Here is a 20,459-nt window from a genome sequence, read left to right as displayed (position 1 = left end):
TATACATTTTTGTCAAAAGGGCACAGTAAAAGTAAAAATAACTTTTTCTGTGCCCTTCAAATGAGAACGCGTCCTCATTTATTTAGTCCACGTCTTTTCCAACTTAAATGGGGTACCCTCTAAATTAGTCCCATCTACTTGATAAATGTTTAATTGAGAAGAAATCTTCAGTGGGGCAGCATCCGTAGTGTTATTTGAATTCCATGAATCCGTAAAAGTAAGTTCCTCACCAGCATTAATTGTTTCTGTAATAAAAGCTTGCGTGAACATCATTCCCTCTGCATAATCATAAAGAAGATTATCATCTTCATCATGAATGAAGATATCAAACTGGTGTCCTGAGGAAAAATCTACGGTAATAGCATCTTTCTCTAATGTGTTTTTCAATGACAATGTAACTTCAATTACGTCGTTTTCCTTCTCCACTGCCATCGTGTACTTTAATCCATCTATCTCCACCATCTCCTCTTCAGACGATCCATTTATATTTTCTTCATATACATTATTACTCCCTTGTCCACAACCTGCCAGGACTAAGAAAGTAAAAAGTGAAATTAGCCATAATAAACGCTGTATCTTCATATTTTACACCTCTCTTTATCTGGTACATATAACGACGTCATTTTATTAAGAGATGTTACAATCATTTCTACTTTAATTAAGAAAAATCGCGTAGCGTCTTTTCTTACAAAAATTTATAAAATTAGCAACTATCTTCAAGCCGCAAGTATCAAGAGAAACCCACCTCCTTTCGAGTAGCACCTACATACATTACGTAGGTGCTACTCGGGGGCGGCGGAAGCTGACGCTGGATTTAAGAAAAGACGGCTATGCCGTTTTTCTTAAAAAACTAGTCATTTTTTCGAAACATGCCGTGAATTCCCGTTGTTTGCATGATATTTGTGAAAGCCTTTGGATCAACCTCATCGATGACCTGCTGCAAAAAATAAAGTTCATACCTTGTAATAACAATTAATAATACTTCTTTATCCTCTTTCGAATATCCTCCTTTGGCTGGGATTCGTGTGACCCCCCGCATTACTTTCTTATAAAAAGCCTCTTGCAATTCATCTGCTTTATTCGTTACCACCATGGCTGTTAATTTAACGTGACGAGTATGTATTGTATCAATAATACGAGATGCAACATATAAATTCAATAGTGTATATAAAGCTTTCTCCATCCCAAACATCATCCCAGAAGTTACCACAATAATTGCATTCATTATTAAAAAATAAACGCCGATTGGTCGATCATTTTTTTTGGCAGCTAATAAAGCAAGAATATCGACTCCTCCAGTCGATCCTCCCCACTTGAGAATTACCCCTGCACCCAATCCTGCAAAAACTCCACCAAAAACAGCATTTAAAATGATATCCTCTGAAAAAACTTTAACAGGTATAGCTTCTAAGAAAAATGTTGTGAAAGCTACATTTAAAAAACTGTAAAATGTAAAGCTCTTCCCCACCTTTAGCCACCCTATAACAGCTACAGGTATGTTTAATAATAATAATAATATCCCAGGTGAAAGTGGCACTAATTCTGACAATATTTGAGCCATCCCTGTAAAACCACTTGCAAATACATTTGCAGGGATTAAAAAGTAATTCAGACTAATAGCCATGAAAAAGGCAGTGATAATTGCTACAACTATTTTCTTGGCCTCTTCAATTATATCTAAGTTTTTGGTCATAAAACTTCCTCCCTAACTTAGTATATTGTTTCCACTTCCCTCTGTTCTAAAACTAGTTTTCCACAAAAAAGAAGCCCCATTCACATTGTGAATAGAGGCTTTCCTTTACTTATATTAATCATTTTTGTGCGTTTTATTGTAGTAATTAACAGAGTAGACAGCACCTTCACCGACCATAGAATTATCATCTTCATCGTTAGGATCCGAATGACCCACTTTTTCTTCTAAATAAGGTTCATGATCTTCTTTTGTCTCATTTTTAAATTTGGCTTTCATTCGATTATAATTATGCTGAAGCTTTTCTCTGTTTTCTTCTTTTCCTAAATAATAAGTACCTGCTGCTACCGCAGTTGCGAGCATCGTGGATGTAAACCACTTTTTTGCCATAATGATTGGTCACTCCCTTATTTTGTGTAACTATTTATCAAAAATACGCCGTTAATAAAATGGATGACTTTTTACTCTTCATATGGTCAAGCCCGACGTCCACTAATTAAGTTTATAATTACTACCACTAACGCAATTACTAATAGCAAGTGGATTAATCCACCACCAACTTCAAAGCTAAAACCTAAAATCCACATAAGAATTATAATACCAATTATTGTCCATAACATGAATTAGCCTCCTCAACTATAATATAATTTTTGTTGTGCTTTCACTCTTAGTTTTATCTATTACCTTTATAAACAAAATTAAAACCTTCCGTTTTAAAAACGGAAGGTTTTAGATAAACTTAACTATTTTTTAACGTCTTTAAATCACTGGCATTTTGAATGTGTTTCTCCATACCCTGCTTTGTTTCTCCGTCCCATACAAGCATACCGCCATCATAATTTTCAACCTTCTCATACCCTTGTTGTTTCATGAACAATGAAACATTTTGGGAACGGTTTCCGCTTCTGCATACAAAAACGTATTCTTTCTCTTTATCAAATCCTTCTAACAAATCAGGAATAGTTTGCATTGGTATAAGAGGGACTCCAGGAATATGTGCATCGTTATATTCCTCAGGTTCTCGCACATCGATCACTATTTTATTAGAATCTGAAGCTGAAAGAATGTTTTTCAGCTCATCCTTATCAATTTGTGTAACTCCTTTATTCTCACTACTCATTACCATTTCACTCCTTTGTTTTACTTTTCCAATATTGATCTTTAATTCCTATTGTATCAATAAATACGCAGACATTCATCCTGATTGCTCACAGAGAGTCTTCTGCATTAGCCTTTCTACGAAGCTGCCATAACCTATACGTGTGTGAAACAATTACTTTAGTCACTGCATAAAATGGTACAGCTAAGATTAAACCAAGAAATCCTGCAAATTTCCCAGCCACCAAAATTAATATAATAATGGTTAATGGGTGTACGGCTAACTTTTTCCCCATAATTTGTGGTGAGATAAAATTACTCTCTATTTGCTGGATGACAACGATCGCTAAGGCTACCCATAAAAATGTAATTGGTGAGTCAATAATAGCAACAATTGCTGCCGGAACTGCTCCAATCCAAGGACCAATAAACGGAACTACATTGGTAAGCATCGCAATTAATGCCAAGATTAACGAGTACTCCACACCTATAATGACTAGCGCAATATACATTAAAACGCCCACACAAAAACTGACGATGATTTGACCCTGAATGTAAGAACTTAATTTCTCATCCATATCATGTAAAATACGATATCCATCTGCTTGTTGTTTTTTTGGGAAGAAACGTAATACTTGATGAGGTGCTTTGTTACCATCCTTCAGTAAATAAAATAACATAAAAGGTACGATAATCAATATCAAGAGAAAGCTTGTAAGGACACCAAGGAAACTAAGAATATTTGATGCTAAAAAGTCAAAAGCCTCAGTTAAATACGCAGTTAGGTTGTTGGTGGTCTCTTCGATAGAAAAATTTTCTGTCTCTTGAAAGCGTGCAATGATTTCATGGTCTTCGTATTGGATGATTAATCTTTGCAGTTCTTGAAATAAAATTGGAGCATTATCGACTAAATTCATAACTTGACGCTGAAGAACCGGACCGATCGAAGTAACCAACAAAATACCTACTCCAATCAAGACCAAATAAATTAGTAAGATAGCCAATGGTGTTGGCATCTTTTTGCTATGTAAAAAATTTACTACGGGTCTTAATAAGTAAAATAATACTCCTGCAATGATAAACGGAATAAAGAGTGTCTGAAAAAAGACAACTAAAGGAGTAAACAAAAATGTAACTCGGGTACCTACAAGAATGATTAACAACATTAACAAAATAATAACGAGTACTTTAATAAGTTTAGATTGAAACAAATTTACACCTTCTTTTCTTTCCAATAATTGCATATATTATATCATAAGAACATTAAGAACAGCTTCAAATATCAATTAATAACAAAACCGTAGCGCCTTTTGTTAAACACAGCGTGCAACGCGAGTAGCACCTACGTAGTACGTGTAGGTGCTTTTATAGATTATTTCGCAAAAAATCTACGTTGTAACTTTAGGTGAGAACCGCTTGCAAGTCTGTCTTTTAATCATTTTATGGGGGATAATCACTTTTTTTGCATCTGTTAGGGGATGAATAATCCTATCAATCAAACAATTAGCTGCCTCAAAACCTAAACTGAAAATATTAATATCAACCGTCGTCATAGGTGGTGAAGACAACTCTGATATCATGACATTATTAAAACTAATAATGGAAATATCATCCGGTACCTTTACTTCCATTTCATTTAACATCCTCATCACACCAAAAGTCATAATGTCATCAGCTACGATCAAAGCTGTTGGTCGTTCGGACAAGCTCATTAAATCAATCACTGCTTCTTGACCACCTTCTTGCAGCTCCTCGTGAAAGACAACATAATCACTTCTAGGTGAGATATCAGCGTTTAATAAAGCTTGATTATATCCTTCCATATGGTCGATAGTAACTACTGTATCTAAGTTTCCACCTACAAATGCTATTTGTCTGTGACCCAATAATAAAAGATATTCCGTTACATTTTTTGCAGCTTTGAAATTATCATTATTTACATAAGTAACATCTTTCATGTTTGGATCATAGGGTCTGCCTATAACACTAAAAGGAAATTTTTCTTTGTACAAATAATTCATGACCTTATCGTTCATCTTCGAATACAGCAGTATTATTCCGTCCACTCGTCTTCCTTGAACCATGTCTTGTACTTCTTCATATATTTCTTCTTCCGTTTGACCGGTAGACAAATATAATCCGTAATCTAGTTGGTGTGCTTTCGAACTAATTCCCCTGATAACTTCAGGGAAAAACGGATTTTGGAAAGTCTTATTTGCAGAATTAGGCATCACAAGACCTATCGTTTTTGTATTCTTATTCGCCAGACTGCGAGCATTAAAGTTAGGATGATAATCAAGCTCCTTCATAGCTTCACGCACCCTTTCTTTAGTTCTCTCACTTATTCTAGGACTGTTTGCTATTACACGGGAAACAGTTGAAGGGGCGACATTTGCAACCTTAGCTACATCTTTTATTGTTATTGTCATCTATCTGGCCTCCTTCCATAGTTTTCAGTCGCAATCGATGTTTGCTGAATATATTTAAAATAAACTAGACAAACCTTCTTTTATAGTAGTTTACCATATATTAGAGGAACTACATATTTGATAAAATGTCTTCTATAAACACTGGATATAATTTTTCATACTGCAAATTATTCATATTTCTTCCGGGTTTGGTTTTATAGCCGATTGCTAGAGACAATATTTATGAAACCTTTTCACACAACCTAAAAAAACGTTAATAATTTATTAACCCGCTATGAGTGTAGACTCATAGCGGGCAGGTGTGAATGAAGTCATTACTACACTTTATTCATGCTGTGGTAGCTCCTAACCTAAATTGCTCACTACCCCTTTGTTGCACCTGAAGCTAAGCCAGAAATAAGATATCTCTGTAGAAACAAATAGACTAAGGCAATTGGCACAGCGATAAGTATTGCTCCTGCAGCAAAACGGGTAAAGTTATTAGCGAATTCATCATTCACAAAATTGAACAGCCCTAATGCCAATGTATAATTTTCAGGACTTCTCAATACAATCCTTGGTAAAATAAAATCCATAAAAGGATTCATAAAATTAAACAAAGCAACAACAGCCAATATTGGTTTAGCTAATGGAAGTAGAATTTGAAAGAATATTCTAAAGTGACCTGCTCCATCGATTTTTGCTGATTCATCAAGTTCTCGCGGCAGTGTATCAAAATATCCTTTCACTAGAAATGCATTCATTGGTATTGATGCTCCAACGTAAATAATAATTAATCCGAGAAGACTGTCAAGTAGACCAATTGTATTTAAGAGAATATACAAAGCAACCATTGCCATTAAAACGGGAAACATTTGCAATAATAAAAATGCATATAACCCATTTTTACGTCCCTTGAATCTATATCTTGAAAAAGCATAGGCAGTCAAACCAACAATAAATGTGCCTATCACCGAAACGGAGACTGCAACTATTAACGTGTTTTTGTACCAAGTTAAATAGTTGCTGCGCGGATCAAAGAATAACCACTCATAGTGAGCAAGTGACCAATTTTCGGGGATCATTTGGGCACCAAATAATCCTTGTCCTGGGTTCAGTGACAAACCTAAAGCCCACAGAAGTGGATAAAGGATAATCACAAACATTACGCCAATAACGGAATAAATCCCTAACATTTCTAATATATTTCGATTTTTCTTACTCTTTGTTTTTCGTGTAGTTGTACTCATTTAAAAAGTCCCCTCCTCTTTAAAGGAACGTGAACGACGAAATTGTAAAAAGGCAAAAGTCGCTACAAGTAACCCTAAAATAATTGAAATAGCTGCAGCCATGTTAAACTGCTGATTTTCAAAAGTTAATCCATAAATCCACGAAATTAAAATATCTGATCCACCGGCAGTTTGTCCACGAACAGCTGGTCCACCCTGGTTAAAGAGATAAATGATGTTAAAGTTATTAAAGTTGAAAGAGTATTGCATGATTAAAAGAGGTCCCGTTGCAAACATTAAATGAGGGAACGTAATACCTCGGAACTTCTGCAATCGACTAGCTCCATCTATATCAGCAGCTTCATACCAGTCCTTTGAAACCCCCTGTAAAACTCCTGTAAACAAAGCATACACAAACGGGAAGCCAAGCCAGACTTGAATGACAATTAATGCTATTCTTGTCCAAAGCGGATCTTGTAACCAGGGAATACTCGTATTAAATAATGGTTCAATGATCTGCAAATTGATTGCACCAAAATTATCATTGAAAATTGCAGAAAAGATAATAATGGTTACAAAGGCAGGTACAGCCCAAGGTAAAATAAAAACTGTTCGGATTAGTTTTTTAAACTTCACACGCGGATCATTCACTATAATTGCAAGGAACATCGCTAAACCAATTTGCAGCGTCGTTGCTACAAACGTCCATATTAGTGTCCAAGATAGAACACTTACAAATGTAGTTCTCCACTCACTTATCATAAATAGATTCGTGAAATTTTCAAATCCGACCCATTCCAATAAGTTTCTTGGTGGAGCATTGTACAAATCGTAATTTGTAAATGCCAGAAATACCATGAATAGAAGTGGAAATACTACAACAAAAATGAGTAATAATAATCCTGGTCCTATTAAAAAGTACGGAAAGCCAGTATCCCACGCGTTCCTAAATCCATCACGCATATTGGGTACTTTCCAACCTAATTGTATTCTCTTTGCGTCTTTATAAGCATCTTGTAAGTTAAGCAAATAAAAAGTTAAAAAGAACGTCGCGAAGATTAATGAAAGAATTCCGTTACTTAAAAAGATTCGTGAGTCATCTTCTCTTGGAACATTCCCTAACGACACCAATCCCTGGAGACCTGTGCTAACGAAATCCATCATCGCAATCACAAAAGCAGCAAAGAGAATGAATAAGGCGGAAGCTTTTATAAATCGTTTATTATAAGCTTGGCCAAGTCCAGGAATAATTGAAAGTAGCGTAGCTAACGTTGAATTATGCTTAGGATTGACGATTGGATTTTCTATGTCTTTACTCTTTTCTTTAGCCATGATAACTTCCTCCTGATTAAAAGATTCGGGATCGGGTAATATTTCACCCAACCCCTCCTCAACAACTTTTAATTCATTATTGCAATTTGATCTCGTATTACTTGTACCGCTTCGTCAAGAACTTCCTGTGGATCCTCTCCCTGAGAAATGAATTCAAATGCATCAGCTATAGGATCCCACACTTGAGACATTTCAGGAATATTCGGCATCGGTTCAGCATGTTGAGTTTGCTCAAAAATAGGTGACATAAACTCATCGTTTATTTCAACTGCAGTGTGAGCCGGAAGCTCTCCTGCTGTCTCAAAATATGTTTGAGAACTCTCAGCATTTGTTAAATACAGCGCAAGTTCAGTTGCCCAATACTCACTCTCTGTGTAATAGTTTACTAACCATCCTTTATTTCCAGAAAAAGAGCTCAAAACTTCACCATCCCACTCAGGGAGCACAGATATTTCTAAGTTGTCACCGAGTGCCTCTTGATAGTCAGGAATAGCCCATGGCCCAGTAACTACCATACCTGCTTTACCATCCATAAATAGTCCATTCATTACGTCCATATCAATACCAGTAGGCATAAGTTCTTCTTCGAACCAAGAGCCAATAAGTTCAGCACCTTCAACAGCTCCTGCACTGTTTAATCCAATATCTTCTGGATCATAAACGCCATCTTCACCCTGTGCAAATACATAACCACCTGGTCCAGTTAAAAACGGATAAGAGAAGTAAAAATTATTAGCTTCCATCAAGAATCCATAAGTATCTCCATCCGTTAAATCACGAGCAACGCCCATCAAATCATCCATAGTTTCTGGCGCATCCGGAACTAATTCCGTGTTACGAAATAGTGCATAGGTCTCCACAACTGCAGGGATACCATATTGAATACCTTCATAACTGAATGAAGTGACTGCTTCCTCATTATATTCAGAGAGGCGATCTAGTTGGTCCTCTGTCAATTCCAATTCTGCAGCTAAACCTTGTAGGTGAATGTCCCCCATTCGGTCATGTGGTTGGAAAAAAATGTCCGGTCCTTGTCCTGAAGGACCATCCAAAGACATACCTTCTGTTTGATCTAACATATCATAAGGTGTCATTGTAACTTCGATACCGTATTCTTCAGTGAATTTATCAGCAATAGTTTCATAAGCAGCAATTTGAGATTCCTCGTCATTAACCCACATAGTTAGCTCTTCAGGTTTTTCAGGAACTTGTCCATCATTTGCGGATTCATCACTTTCATTTGCTTCATTAGTTTCTTCAACAGGAGTATTACCTTCGTTGTTTGTTTCCGCATTCTCATTTCCTCCACAAGCGACTAAAACGACAGATAACAATAGTAAAATTAAGGTTAGTAAAAACAACTTTCCTTTAAACATTTCATTTCCCCCTCAGTTAAATTAAGTACTGCTTTATGCGTTAGTCTACCCGAGTGATTCCACTAGCTATGCTAAGACAGGATATGCATCCAGTCTCCTCTAGTAATTCATACTTTTAAACTAGATTCTATCCTTGCAATACTAGATTACCCTTAGACAAACGTTTGCACAAAATTAGTAAAAACAATTTCACGACTTATATCGTGAAATCGCTTGCACTAACTTATGAGTTTATTATACTATTGCCTCTGATAATATTACAACCTTTTTTTTCTTATTTTTAATTAATTTATCTAAACCCCTTATTTTATATGGATTTCATTACTATCATTCTTTAATATTCCTGCAGATTCTTTAAGGGAATCTGTTTCATTCGCTAGCTCTTCCCGACGTAAAGTCTGTTCTTTTACTATTTTATCTACTTGCTTGGTAATACTGTGCAATACGTTTGCACCACCTACTAATTTAGTAACTGAATGTACTACTTCTGTAATATGTAATATTTACATCTAATTAAAACCTTACATACTCTTATTTAAGATGGTATCGATTACTACTTAATCGCCGGTATTGACCTGGAGTCATCCCTTCTTTTTTCTTAAATACCCTCGAAAAATAACTAATGTCTGAGAAACCCGATTCCTTTGATATTGATTTCAAGTCTAGACTCCCTTCTTGCAAAGATTTTTTGGCTTGAGAAAGCCGGTAATGATTCACATACTGAATTGGTGTCATTCCAATACTTTTTTTCATAGATCTAGTTAAATAATCTGGATGGTAGAGTAAATCTTTGGACATAGTTTTAATATTAAATGTATTCTTTCGATAATTATCTTTAATATACTGAATACATCTATTTGAAACCGTTTGCGCACTGGTAGGTAGTTCTAACGCTTCTTTTTGTAACTGAACAATTATTTCAAAAAAATAGGTTTGCTGTTTCATTCTTTCTGCGGGATCATTTGAGTCATTTAATTGAAGAAGATTGTTAAACAGGTCTTTAGCATGCTCAACCTTCTGGAAATCACCGTTTCTTGGAATAAATAGTTCATATAAATCAGAATGTATAAATGTATTTTCCCGCTTAATGATATTCGACCAATCTACTTCTGTTTCTTCTACTAATTTATAGTTAGATGAGAGAGTAAAGTGAATCCAGCTATATTCGGTTTCTTCCGTACATTTTTTATTCCCTACGTGTTCCAAATGTGGAGCCAATACAATATATTCTCCTTCAGTAACGCTATAGGTATTCTCTTCTTCTTTCATATATAAAGTTCCTTTTGTAACAAATATCAAGTTAAAAATGTGAAACCTTCTTTTGAAATGAGCTTCTCCTTTTCTAAAAATAGCTCTTCCACCTTTTATAAAAATAGGTAGTGGAGGAATCACTGTTTTAATCATCATCATTTCATATCACCTCTAAGTCGTTTTTGTCCAATACTGATCGATTTATTATCTACTATATTACTATAAATTCAAGTATGATGTTAAAGGAATTCAAAAGAAAATGTGCAACTTTCTATAAAGGTAGGTATTCAAATGAGCGATACAAAAAACACAAATAAAGCAGCCAAAATGACTTTATTTGCTTTAACTTGGCCAATTTTTATTGAAATTCTTCTTCATATGCTAATGGGAAACGCAGATACGCTAATGCTAAGCCAATTTAGCGATGATGCCGTGGCAGCCGTTGGTGTGTCCAATCAAATAATGAGTGTAATCATTGTTATGTTTGGTTTTGTTGCGACTGGAACAACCATTCTTATTGCTCAGAATATTGGCGCAAAGAAAGAATCACGTGCTGGACAAATTGCAGTAGTGTCAATAATAGCAAATATTTTATTTGGCTTCCTGCTAAGTATTATCTTGTTCTTCTTTGGTGAACAAATCCTGACTGCGATGAATCTACCCGATGAGTTATTAGGAACTGCTGTTATATATATTAAAATAGTAGGCGGTGTATCTTTCGTTCAAGCATTAATTATGACTCTATCTGCCATTGTCAAAAGTCATGGTTTTACAAAAGATGCCATGTATGTCACGTTAGGGATGAATGTTTTAAATATCTTTGGTAATTATATTTTTATATTTGGAGCGTTTGGAGCTCCAGTATTAGGCGTAACTGGCGTTGCACTTAGTACTGCTGTGAGTAGAACAATAGGAACTATTATTTTATTTGTTTTGTTATACAAACGAGTAAATGGTGATTTACCATGGAGTTTTCTTGTGAAAAAGTTCCCCAAAAAAGAGCTCAAAGATCTTCTTCGCATAGGTATTCCTTCTGCAGGCGAGCAGCTGTCATACAACTCATCACAAATGGTAATAACTTATTTTATTGCTTCCATGGGAACAACAGCCTTAACAACTCGAGTATACACTTTAAACATTATGATGATTGCCTTCTTATTTGCCATAGCAATTGGTCAAGGTACTCAAATTATTGTAGGGTATTTAATTGGAGAGAAAAAAAATGAAGAAGCTTATCAAAGGTGTTTAAAAAGTCTCTGGATCGGTATGAGTGTATCTACTTTTGCAGCTCTCATTTTCGCTTTGTTTTCTGAGGAATTATTATCTATCTTTACTAGTAATCAGGAAATCATTCAATTAGGAAGCTTACTATTATTATTAACCGTAATCCTTGAACCAGGAAGAGCGTTCAATCTGATAGTCATCAATTGCCTTCGAGCAGCTGGAGATGTAAAATTCCCTGTCTATATTGGCATATTATCAATGTGGGGAGTCTCAGTAACCATTTCCTATGCGGCTGGTATTTGGTTAGGTCTAGGACTAATTGGTATCTGGATAGCATTGATTATGGACGAATGGCTTAGAGGATTATTAATGCTCCACCGATGGAAAACCCGTAAATGGGAACGAATGTCTTTTGTAGATGAACAGGAAATAGAGGAATTTAAGATAGACACCAAACGTGAGGTTAAATAAGACTGTCTCAATGATGAAATAGATATAATTACTATTCAATTATTTCTAACATTCTCTGAAACAGTTAGTCTATAATTACATATTTTTGGATATAATTATTTTGACAATCTTTCATAATTTTGATTAAATGTAAGAGACTATCAACATTTATTACAAGTGTTGATATTTTTTCAACTCTAAAAAAATAAGGGGGTATGGATTTTGAAGAAGAAATTTGGTTCCATGTTTGCGTTACTCTTAACAGGTAGTATCGTACTATCTGCTTGTGGGGGCGAAAACGACAATTCCACAGACAATGGTGGTACTGACGTTAACGAAGGTGCAAACAACACCGCAGAAGAAAATGCCGCCGATGAAAATGATGGGGCGCAGAACGACGAAGCTGCCAATGACGAAGTGGCGAGTGATGTCAATGTAGGAAATCTTCAAATCGGTACTGGTGGCACTGGTGGGACATATTATCCACTAGGTCAGGAAATGGCAACTGTTATAAGTGCTAATATCGAGGGGTATGAAGGTTTCGATTTAAGTGCAGTATCTTCTGGTGCTTCCGTGGATAACCTATCCAATATTTTACAAGGTGAAATAGCATTAGGTATGACGGTTCACCTTCCTGCAGTAGATGCACTTACAGGTGCTGGTGATTTTGAAGGTGTTGCTGTGGAAAATTTCGGATTTATGGGTCACATTTATCCTGAAGTTATGCAAATTGTTACACCTGCCGATTCCGGGATTGAAACTATTGAGGACCTAGAAGGGGCAGATATTGCAATCGGTCCCCCTGGAAGTGGTACACAATCAGCTGCCAGACTCATTTTAGAGGCTCATGGTCTTGAAGATGGCGATTATAATGCCTATGAAGAAGATTTTGGTGATGCAGCAGGACGTATTCAAGACGGTAACTTAGATGCTTCTTTTGGACTTCTTGGACTTCCGGCATCAAGTATTGAAGAGTTAGCTATTTCTCGTGATGTTAACTTTATTTCATTAACTGAAGATGGATTGGCTTATATAGAAGAAAACAGTGGTTACGGATCTTTTGAAATTCCCGCTGACACGTATGACTTCCTAGACGAAGACGTGACTGCTATTACAGCTTATGCAGTTCTTGTAGGTTCGACAGATCTAATTAATGAGGACCTTGGTTATGCAATTACTAAAGCTCTTTATGAGAATAGTGATGATATCACTCATCCTCAAGGAGATCACACAACAAAAGAAAATATCCTACTTGGTTCAGACGATCTTCCTATTCATCCAGGTGCACAACGTTATTTTGATGAAGAAGGAATTGAATAAGAAGAAGAATAAAATTGAGGCCGGATCTCTTATCTAAGTGTCCGGCCTTTTCTAAAATGAAATTTGATTTTCATGTTCATTATTAAAACTTTTCAAGTCAGTTATCTCTGCTTTCGCTCCATTATTTGCAGAACATCGACGAAAGAGCAGGATACATCTCTCCTACGTTTTCGTGGATAAGAATTATTTCAAACGGTATTATGATGTAAAGTTATACGAGTAGAGGTGAAACTATGGCCGAGAAAGAAACGTTGTCAGAAAAAGAACAACAAGAATTACTTGCAAAATATGATAAAGAATCATCGTTTCGTCAAAATTTAGGAAAGTGGACTTGGGTTGTCTCTTTTATTGCTATTTCCCTTACACTTTTCCACTTATGGAGAGCCTTTCCGCAAACTGGAGGACCATTAGTTTATCTAATGCAAGGATCTGTGCATTTAGGTACTGCGCTAGGATTAATCTTCTTACTTTATCCGGCGCGCAGAAATGGTGCTAAAAAAGTCGGAGTACCTTGGTACGATGTTATTTTTGCCTTTTTATCTATGGGATCTGTTTATTATATTTTATTTAGATATGATTGGATTACAGGTGCAGCAAGAATTATGGGGTTTACCCCACTTGATATACTCGTAGCAACGCTCGGTATTTTTCTATTGTTAGAAGCTACCAGACGTGCAGTTGGCGTACCAATCGTAGTCATTGCCGGCTTAGCTATTGTTTATGGAATGTACGGAACGAATATTCCGTATTTCGGACACGGTGGTTTTGATTGGTCTGGACTCTCAAGGAGATTATTCTTTTCTTCCGACGCTATTTTCGGAACACCTATTCAAATATCATCCACCTATATTTACTTATTTTTATTTTTTGGTGTTATGTTGACCAAAACAGGAGTAGGTCAATACTTTAATGACCTTGCATTTGGTGCAACTGGACGTTATACAGGTGGTACTGCCAAAGCAGCAGTAGCAGCATCTGCACTGCAAGGTACAGTCACAGGTAGTTCTGTCGCCAATACAGTTGCGTCTGGTTCTTTCACCATACCTATGATGAAAAGAGCTAAATTTCGACCGGAATTTGCCGCCGCAGCAGAAGCAGCCGCATCTACCGGTGGACAAATTATGCCACCAATCATGGGTGCTGCAGCATTTATTATGGCAGAATATGTATCTAGTGTTTCTTACAGTGACATCATTATTATTGGTATTATTCCTGCTGCGCTTTATTTTGCCGGAGTTTTCATGGGAACACATTTTGAAGCAAAACGTTACGGGATTACTGGCCAGCCGAAGAGTGAATTACCTTCCTTTAACGGACTTGCCAAACGGGCTTACCTTTTATTACCGTTAGTAACCATTATAACAATGCTTGTAAATGGTTTTACACCTACTTATGCGGCATTAACTGGTATTGGTACAGCTTATCTAGTAAGTTTCTTCCGTAAGGATACTCGAATGGGCTTTAAAGATATTATAGACGCTTTTGAGCAAGGTGCTCGTATTGCCTTGCCGGTTATCGCCGCTTGTGCCTCCGCTGGTATCATTGTAGGTATTGTTGTATTCACTGGTCTAGGTGGGAAAATAGCTGGTGGACTTTTAAGTCTTGCTGGTGATAATTTATTTTTACTTTTGTTTTTTACAATGATTGCTTCTATTTTACTTGGAATGGGCTTACCCACCACAGCTAACTATGTTGTTACTGCATCAATGGCAGCACCAGCATTAATGGCTTATGGAGTACCGGATATTTCTGCTCACTTCTTTGTTTTTTACTTTGGAATTGTAGCCGACATAACACCGCCTGTGTGTTTAGCAGCATATGCCGGTGCAGGAATAGCAAAAGCTAATCCGATGAAAGCAGGTGTCGCCGCCTTCAAGTTAGCAATTGCTGGGTTTATTATTCCCTATGTTTTTGTATATAGCCCAGCTCTATTGTTACAGGACGCGGAAGTATTCCAAGTAATCACTTTAGTTGCTACTGCCCTTCTTGGAATGGCGGCTGTAAGTGCAACAATGATGAATTACTTTGTGTATCGCTTCAAATGGTACGAGCGAATTCTACTATTAATTTCTGGGATAATGCTTATTTATCCAGAGAATCTACCAATTGAATTATCAGGTTTAGTATTGTTTTTCTTAATTGGAACCTTACAACATCGTCGTAAGAAAAGGGATATTAATCAGCAAGAACCCATTACTGCTTAATGAGAATGTAAAAAGAGGAGGTGTCTGCAAATAGACACCTCCTTTTTTTTACAGAGGGAGTATAAAATGACAGCTATCTTTACGCCACACGTATCAAGGGAAACCCACCTCCTTTCGAGTAGCACCTACACGCACTACGTAGGTGCTACTCGGGGGTGGCTAAAAAGATCACGCTGTATTTAATAAAAGACGCTACGCGTTTTTCTTATTCTTTTTTAATCATAAAACACATCAAATGTTTCCCATAGACCCTCTAACTCTTTTAACCGCTTCTCTACTTTTTTATGTTCTGATCTTGTTAAAGCCGTGATGAGCGCACTAGCAATACTCATTGGTGCCGAAAAGGAATCAATAAATGAATTTATTTCTGTTGCTGCAACAATTTTATAATCTGCATAAGGTACAAGAGGACTTAGTAAATGATCGGTGATCACCACTATTTTTGCATCTCTTTGCTTCACGTACTTTAATACTTCCACTGTTCGCTTCGTGTATCTGGAAAAACCTAATCCTATCACCAGATCATCTTTAGAGATATCCAGTAAGTGCTCAGAGACACCATCCGCTTGATGAATCAATTCCGTGTTTTGAAGAACTAAATCAAGATAAAACTCTAAAAATCCCCCAATGCTGGTTGCGCTGCGATAGGCTATAATATATATACGTTTTGCTGCAATCATTTCATAGACAACTTGCTCAAATACAAGTGGGTCTATTTGATTTAACGTTACTTTCAAATTTTGAATATCATCTGACAAAACTTCGGTTACCACATTTTCAGTTGTATCATTGGCATCTGTTGTTCTGGCAAGAACCTCAGCAGAAGTCATTCTTCGTTGAAGTGCTTCTTGTAAATGTCTTTGCAGGTCCGGATATCCCTTATAATTAAGGAAAAAAGCGAAACGAATAACTGTTGCTTCTCCAACTTTAACATTTTTAGCTAATTTAGATGCCGTCAGAAAAGAAGCTGTTTCATGATTTTCGATTAAATAGTTGGCAATTTTTTTATGAGATTTACTCATTTTTTCCCTATTTTGGATCATCCTCAGATAAACATCACTTTCCAGCAAAGAACTCCCCCCTTTAACTCACTCCTGAACCTTCTTTGAAACAGTAACAAACATTTTCATAGGCACTGATCGTGTGATCTAATTCTTTATCGCCATGCGCGGCAGAGATGCTATAGCGGTTTAACGGCTTTGTATAAACTCCTAGTTGTAATAACTCGAAATCTAGTTCCTTTCTCTTCATGGTATTTGACTGAAGAAGATCTCGGTAGTGCCGCAATTTCTTTTCCTCATTCCATACTACATTAAATACGGTACCAGCACCATATGTTCGTATCGGAATGCCAGACTTTAAGCCGACTTCCTCAATCCGCTTTCTTAACTCCATTGTATAATTAACTATTTGCGGAAAAGAAACTTCTAGTTCTTGAATTGTTGCTAATCCAGCAGCTAAAATGGTTGGATGTCCATTATACGTACCACTGTGAAATAGCACATCTTTTGCAGTCTCTTTTCCATCTACTCCTGCCTCAAATACATCGAATCCTCGTTTTGGAGAACTTACTTCCATGATATCTTCCCTGCCACCCACTAACCCTATAGGGAAACCTCCACCAATTATCTTACCTAGGGTTGTTATATCAGGATCGATTCGGTATAGCTCCTGGGCACCTCCAAGTGCAATTCGAAATCCAGTTTTAATTTCATCAAAAATGAGAATGATACCATACTTCAAGGTTAGTTCTCTTAATTTATCCATAAACGCTTGTTCCGCTAAAATAAACCCTGCTTGAACAGGTTCAATTAAAACTGCTGCAATTTCCTGATGACTCTGACTAATTATCTTTTCTACCCCTTCGACATCATTAAAAGGGAGGATAAAAGGCTCTAATCCGTCCACTTCTACTCCAGCCGATTCTGGAACTGCGATTGGCCTATCTATTGCTCCTGCTTCCGTAAGAGGAGGATTGATGCTATAAAGAACTTCTTTAAATCCCCCATGGTAATGACCTTCAAATTTCGCTATTTTTTTCTTTTTAGTAAACACTTTCGCTATCCTAATTGCCAATTGGGTTGCTTCTGTTCCAGAGTTCGTATATCTTAGTTTTTTAATAGAAGGATAGTACTGCTGAATTTTTTTAGCGAATTCAACTTCTTTAAGGTGAGGTGTTCCAAAGAGATGCGTCCCGTCCTGGTTCAATTGTTCAGTAATAGCATCATTCATTCGAGAATGTCCATGTCCTAATGCTAATGCCCCATAGCCCATTAAGTAATCGACGTATGAATTTCCGTCAACATCCGTTAACCAGGCACCTTTTCCTTTTTTCATCACAATAGGATAAGGTGCAAAATATTTAATATTTGCAGTTACTCCTCCAGGAAGATAGTTTTCAGCATCTTTCATCTGTCTTTTCGAGAGAATTGTTTTGCTCTGATAATTTAAAGCATTGTGCCCTACTTTATCAATCGCCATAAGAAAATGGATGCCACCTTTCACTCATTCACTTTCGTGAATCATTTATTTCATTTTATGTCATCCTTGCTTCTAAGTTGAAGACCAATTTTTAGCTTTTTAAATGCTCTATCAAAAACAAGAAATATATCGATATATAGCGAGAGAAATGAAGCATTTATTTCATTAATCGAATGTAAGTAATGATTTCCTCCGTTTTTGACCGATTTTAATACTTGTGTTTAAATGAATATACAGACATATCCAAAGGAGGATGATTTTATGGCTCAACCGAAGTACATTATGAATATTGAAAAGGTCCCTCACCTATCCGATGAAGAAAAGCAAAAACTAAAGAAAATTACTGAAAAATTCGTTTTTCGTGTGAATGAATATTATTTAGGTTTAATCGACTGGGCAGATCCAAATGATCCTATTCGAAAATTGGTTATTCCTAATGAAGGTGAACTTGAAGAATATGGGCGCTGGGATTCTTCTGACGAAGATACGAACTATGTTGTGCCAGGATGTCAGCATAAATATGATCAAACAGCTTTATTAATCGTTTCAGAAGTTTGCGGGGCTTATTGCAGATATTGCTTTAGAAAGCGTTTATTCCGAAATGATATTAAAGAGGCGATGTCAGATGTGCAGCCCGGGATTGAATATATAAAAGAACACCCCGAGATCACAAATGTGCTGTTAACCGGTGGGGATTCTCTTATACTTGCAACGAAAAAACTACGGATTATCATCGAGCAATTACGTGAGATTCCTCATGTAAAGATTATCCGTCTCGGCTCTAAAATGCCTGTTTTTAATCCAATGAGAATATATGAGGATGAAGCTCTTCTAGAGTTAATTCGTGAATATTCTACACCTGAGCAGCGTATTTATGTTATGGCACATATTAACCATCCAGTTGAGATTACACCTGAAGCTAAGAGAGGTTTCGAGGCATTACATGATGCGGGGGCTATTGTTGTTAATCAGACTCCTGTGTTAAGAGGTATCAACGATGATCCTGATGTACTTGCCGAGTTACTGGATAAATTATCCTGGGCCGGAGTTACACCATACTATTTCTTTATAAACCGACCTGTTGCAGGGAATAATGATTTCGTCCTATCATTAACAGAAGCGTATGATATTGTCGAAGAAGCGAAATCGAAAACATCTGGATTAGGAAAAAGAGTTCGCCTTTCTATGAGTCACACATCGGGAAAAATTGAGATTCTTGCCATAGACAATGGAAAAGCTTATTTAAAGTATCATCAATCCAGAGATGGAAATTACGGTAAGTTTATGATTTTAGATTGTCCTGAAAATGCTTCTTGGTTTGATGACCTCCCAGGAAACGAAGAACACTGGGTCAAACCTAGCAAAAAGTTTGAGGGCTTCCAATCCGCAAATGAAAAAATTGCTAACAAAGAACAAGCATTAACTAAATAATTTGCAAGGGCAATGAAAAAGTCGATTTTTACTTTTTTCATTGCCCTTTTTGATGAAATGAGAGAAGGTATTTTATAGTATTCTTAACTATCCCCCTTTTATCGTGTAATTTCTAGTACAATATTAATTATGAATATTGGATTCATTGGAAGGGGGGATTATATGAGATTATATTCTTTTTTAATCTTATTATTATCTATAGGTATGATTTCTTCATGCAGCAGTGAAGCCATCTTTCCATCTCAGTCAACTTCTAACAATGATGCTGTCCCAATCGTTCCAGAAGTGACAGAAGCACCGCTCCATATAACTTTTGATTCTATTACATATCCTGACGGCAAATCATCCATTGAATTTATCGCCGAACATATCGATGGATCAGAAATATTTATAGATGACTATCAATTTCAATGGCCCAAATATGTTTCAGATAATGAGGGGATCATGTATGAGATTGAAAAGGTGGATATTAGCAAAAACTCTAAGCACCATAAAAAAGAGTTAGGTATACACAAGATTGCCATAACTATTCTCTTGGCCCAGACACTCACCAAAGAATCTGCATCTCTGCATATTCCATTCTATGTGATCCCTAGTCTTTTTGAAAAAGGCTATCCTTTTCAAGTTACCAATGAAGACATTACACGGACTAAAGTTGCTGATACCGTTATTGATAATATTAAAATTGACGGTCAAACTGTCTCATTTACAATCAATGACAATCAAAAAAGACATGGTAATCCTGGTGAGGTTCATATATTTTCATATGTTTTGGACAATCAATTAACTTATCCTTTATTCTCAAACTTTGACCAAAACGACAAATCCTTAAACGTCGAATTGAAATTTGCACAATCAATCGATTATCCTGCAAAATTTTTAATAAAAGGATCCACTCTCGCTCTTCCGAAATGGCGCTTGTCCTTTGCTGTACCAATAACTAAAAACGACGACTCTTAAAAGAA

General features: G+C 36.4%; 19 protein-coding genes. 5 read left to right on the top strand and 14 right to left on the bottom strand.

The window, feature by feature from the left end; genetic code table 11:
- Positions 1-78 precede the first annotated feature (78 nt).
- The 12 genes from CEF18_RS02800 to CEF18_RS02750 all read right to left on the bottom strand — a co-directional run bounded on the left by CEF18_RS02800 (position 79) and on the right by CEF18_RS02750 (position 10,543).
- Entirely contained in the window at positions 79-582 is a 504-nt protein-coding gene (locus tag CEF18_RS02800) for a BsuPI-related putative proteinase inhibitor (protein WP_110935077.1), read from the bottom strand.
- Between the two features lie 268 nt (positions 583-850).
- Positions 851-1,693: a YitT family protein gene (locus CEF18_RS02795; RefSeq protein ID WP_110935076.1), complete on the bottom strand. Its 843-nt coding sequence runs from the start codon at positions 1,691-1,693 to the stop codon at positions 851-853.
- A 114-nt stretch (positions 1,694-1,807) separates the two neighbouring features.
- Complete coding sequence (locus tag CEF18_RS02790; protein ID WP_110935075.1) at positions 1,808-2,080, bottom strand: hypothetical protein; 273 nt, start codon at positions 2,078-2,080, stop codon at positions 1,808-1,810.
- Between the two features lie 86 nt (positions 2,081-2,166).
- On the bottom strand, positions 2,167-2,310 hold the full coding sequence (locus CEF18_RS02785) for a lmo0937 family membrane protein (protein ID WP_110935074.1): 144 nt from the start codon (positions 2,308-2,310) through the stop codon (positions 2,167-2,169).
- A gap of 119 nt (positions 2,311-2,429) precedes the next feature.
- On the bottom strand, positions 2,430-2,810 hold the full coding sequence (locus CEF18_RS02780) for a rhodanese-like domain-containing protein (RefSeq protein WP_110935073.1): 381 nt from the start codon (positions 2,808-2,810) through the stop codon (positions 2,430-2,432).
- A gap of 88 nt (positions 2,811-2,898) precedes the next feature.
- Positions 2,899-3,999 (bottom strand): AI-2E family transporter, encoded by a 1,101-nt coding sequence (locus CEF18_RS02775; RefSeq protein ID WP_110937565.1) that lies wholly within the window; start codon positions 3,997-3,999, stop codon positions 2,899-2,901.
- Positions 4,000-4,176: 177 nt separating this feature from the next.
- Positions 4,177-5,217, bottom strand: coding sequence for a LacI family DNA-binding transcriptional regulator (locus tag CEF18_RS02770; protein WP_110935072.1), 1,041 nt, complete (start codon positions 5,215-5,217; stop codon positions 4,177-4,179).
- A gap of 362 nt (positions 5,218-5,579) precedes the next feature.
- Complete coding sequence (locus CEF18_RS02765; RefSeq protein ID WP_110935071.1) at positions 5,580-6,446, bottom strand: sugar ABC transporter permease; 867 nt, start codon at positions 6,444-6,446, stop codon at positions 5,580-5,582.
- Positions 6,447-7,757 (bottom strand): sugar ABC transporter permease, encoded by a 1,311-nt coding sequence (locus tag CEF18_RS02760; RefSeq protein ID WP_110935070.1) that lies wholly within the window; start codon positions 7,755-7,757, stop codon positions 6,447-6,449.
- 68 nt (positions 7,758-7,825) lie between these two features.
- Positions 7,826-9,133, bottom strand: coding sequence for an extracellular solute-binding protein (locus tag CEF18_RS02755; protein WP_110935069.1), 1,308 nt, complete (start codon positions 9,131-9,133; stop codon positions 7,826-7,828).
- Between the two features lie 302 nt (positions 9,134-9,435).
- Complete coding sequence (locus tag CEF18_RS25680; protein ID WP_183041046.1) at positions 9,436-9,576, bottom strand: hypothetical protein; 141 nt, start codon at positions 9,574-9,576, stop codon at positions 9,436-9,438.
- Positions 9,577-9,664: 88 nt separating this feature from the next.
- On the bottom strand, positions 9,665-10,543 hold the full coding sequence (locus CEF18_RS02750) for an AraC family transcriptional regulator (RefSeq protein ID WP_110935068.1): 879 nt from the start codon (positions 10,541-10,543) through the stop codon (positions 9,665-9,667).
- Between the two features lie 132 nt (positions 10,544-10,675).
- On the opposite strand from CEF18_RS02750, the gene CEF18_RS02745 reads away from it, so the two are divergent.
- From CEF18_RS02745 to CEF18_RS02735, 3 genes are all read left to right on the top strand, one after another.
- Positions 10,676-12,079, top strand: a complete 1,404-nt coding sequence (locus CEF18_RS02745) for an MATE family efflux transporter (RefSeq protein WP_110935067.1) — start codon at positions 10,676-10,678, stop codon at positions 12,077-12,079.
- A 201-nt stretch (positions 12,080-12,280) separates the two neighbouring features.
- On the top strand, positions 12,281-13,378 hold the full coding sequence (locus CEF18_RS02740) for a TAXI family TRAP transporter solute-binding subunit (RefSeq protein WP_223292214.1): 1,098 nt from the start codon (positions 12,281-12,283) through the stop codon (positions 13,376-13,378).
- Positions 13,379-13,611: 233 nt separating this feature from the next.
- Complete coding sequence (locus CEF18_RS02735; protein ID WP_110935066.1) at positions 13,612-15,582, top strand: TRAP transporter permease; 1,971 nt, start codon at positions 13,612-13,614, stop codon at positions 15,580-15,582.
- A 215-nt stretch (positions 15,583-15,797) separates the two neighbouring features.
- Here CEF18_RS02735 and CEF18_RS02730 read toward each other — a convergent pair whose 3' ends face one another.
- Positions 15,798-16,652, bottom strand: coding sequence for a MurR/RpiR family transcriptional regulator (locus CEF18_RS02730; RefSeq protein WP_110935065.1), 855 nt, complete (start codon positions 16,650-16,652; stop codon positions 15,798-15,800).
- 13 nt (positions 16,653-16,665) lie between these two features.
- Positions 16,666-18,063 (bottom strand): aspartate aminotransferase family protein, encoded by a 1,398-nt coding sequence (locus CEF18_RS02725; protein WP_110935064.1) that lies wholly within the window; start codon positions 18,061-18,063, stop codon positions 16,666-16,668.
- A gap of 261 nt (positions 18,064-18,324) precedes the next feature.
- Here CEF18_RS02725 and CEF18_RS02720 point away from each other — a divergent pair, with 261 nt between their 5' ends.
- Both CEF18_RS02720 and CEF18_RS02715 read left to right on the top strand, forming a co-directional pair.
- Entirely contained in the window at positions 18,325-19,494 is a 1,170-nt protein-coding gene (locus CEF18_RS02720; RefSeq protein WP_110935063.1) for a KamA family radical SAM protein, read from the top strand.
- Positions 19,495-19,656: 162 nt separating this feature from the next.
- The gene (locus CEF18_RS02715; protein ID WP_110935062.1) at positions 19,657-20,454 is read left to right on the top strand and encodes a hypothetical protein; all 798 of its coding nucleotides are present in this window, start codon (positions 19,657-19,659) and stop codon (positions 20,452-20,454) included.
- The last annotated feature ends 5 nt before the right edge of the window (positions 20,455-20,459 follow it).

The sequence above is a fragment of the Salipaludibacillus neizhouensis genome (assembly GCF_002886185.1).
Lineage (GTDB): Bacteria > Bacillota > Bacilli > Bacillales > Salisediminibacteriaceae > Salipaludibacillus > Salipaludibacillus neizhouensis.
This window is presented reverse-complemented; position numbering and strand designations above follow the sequence as displayed.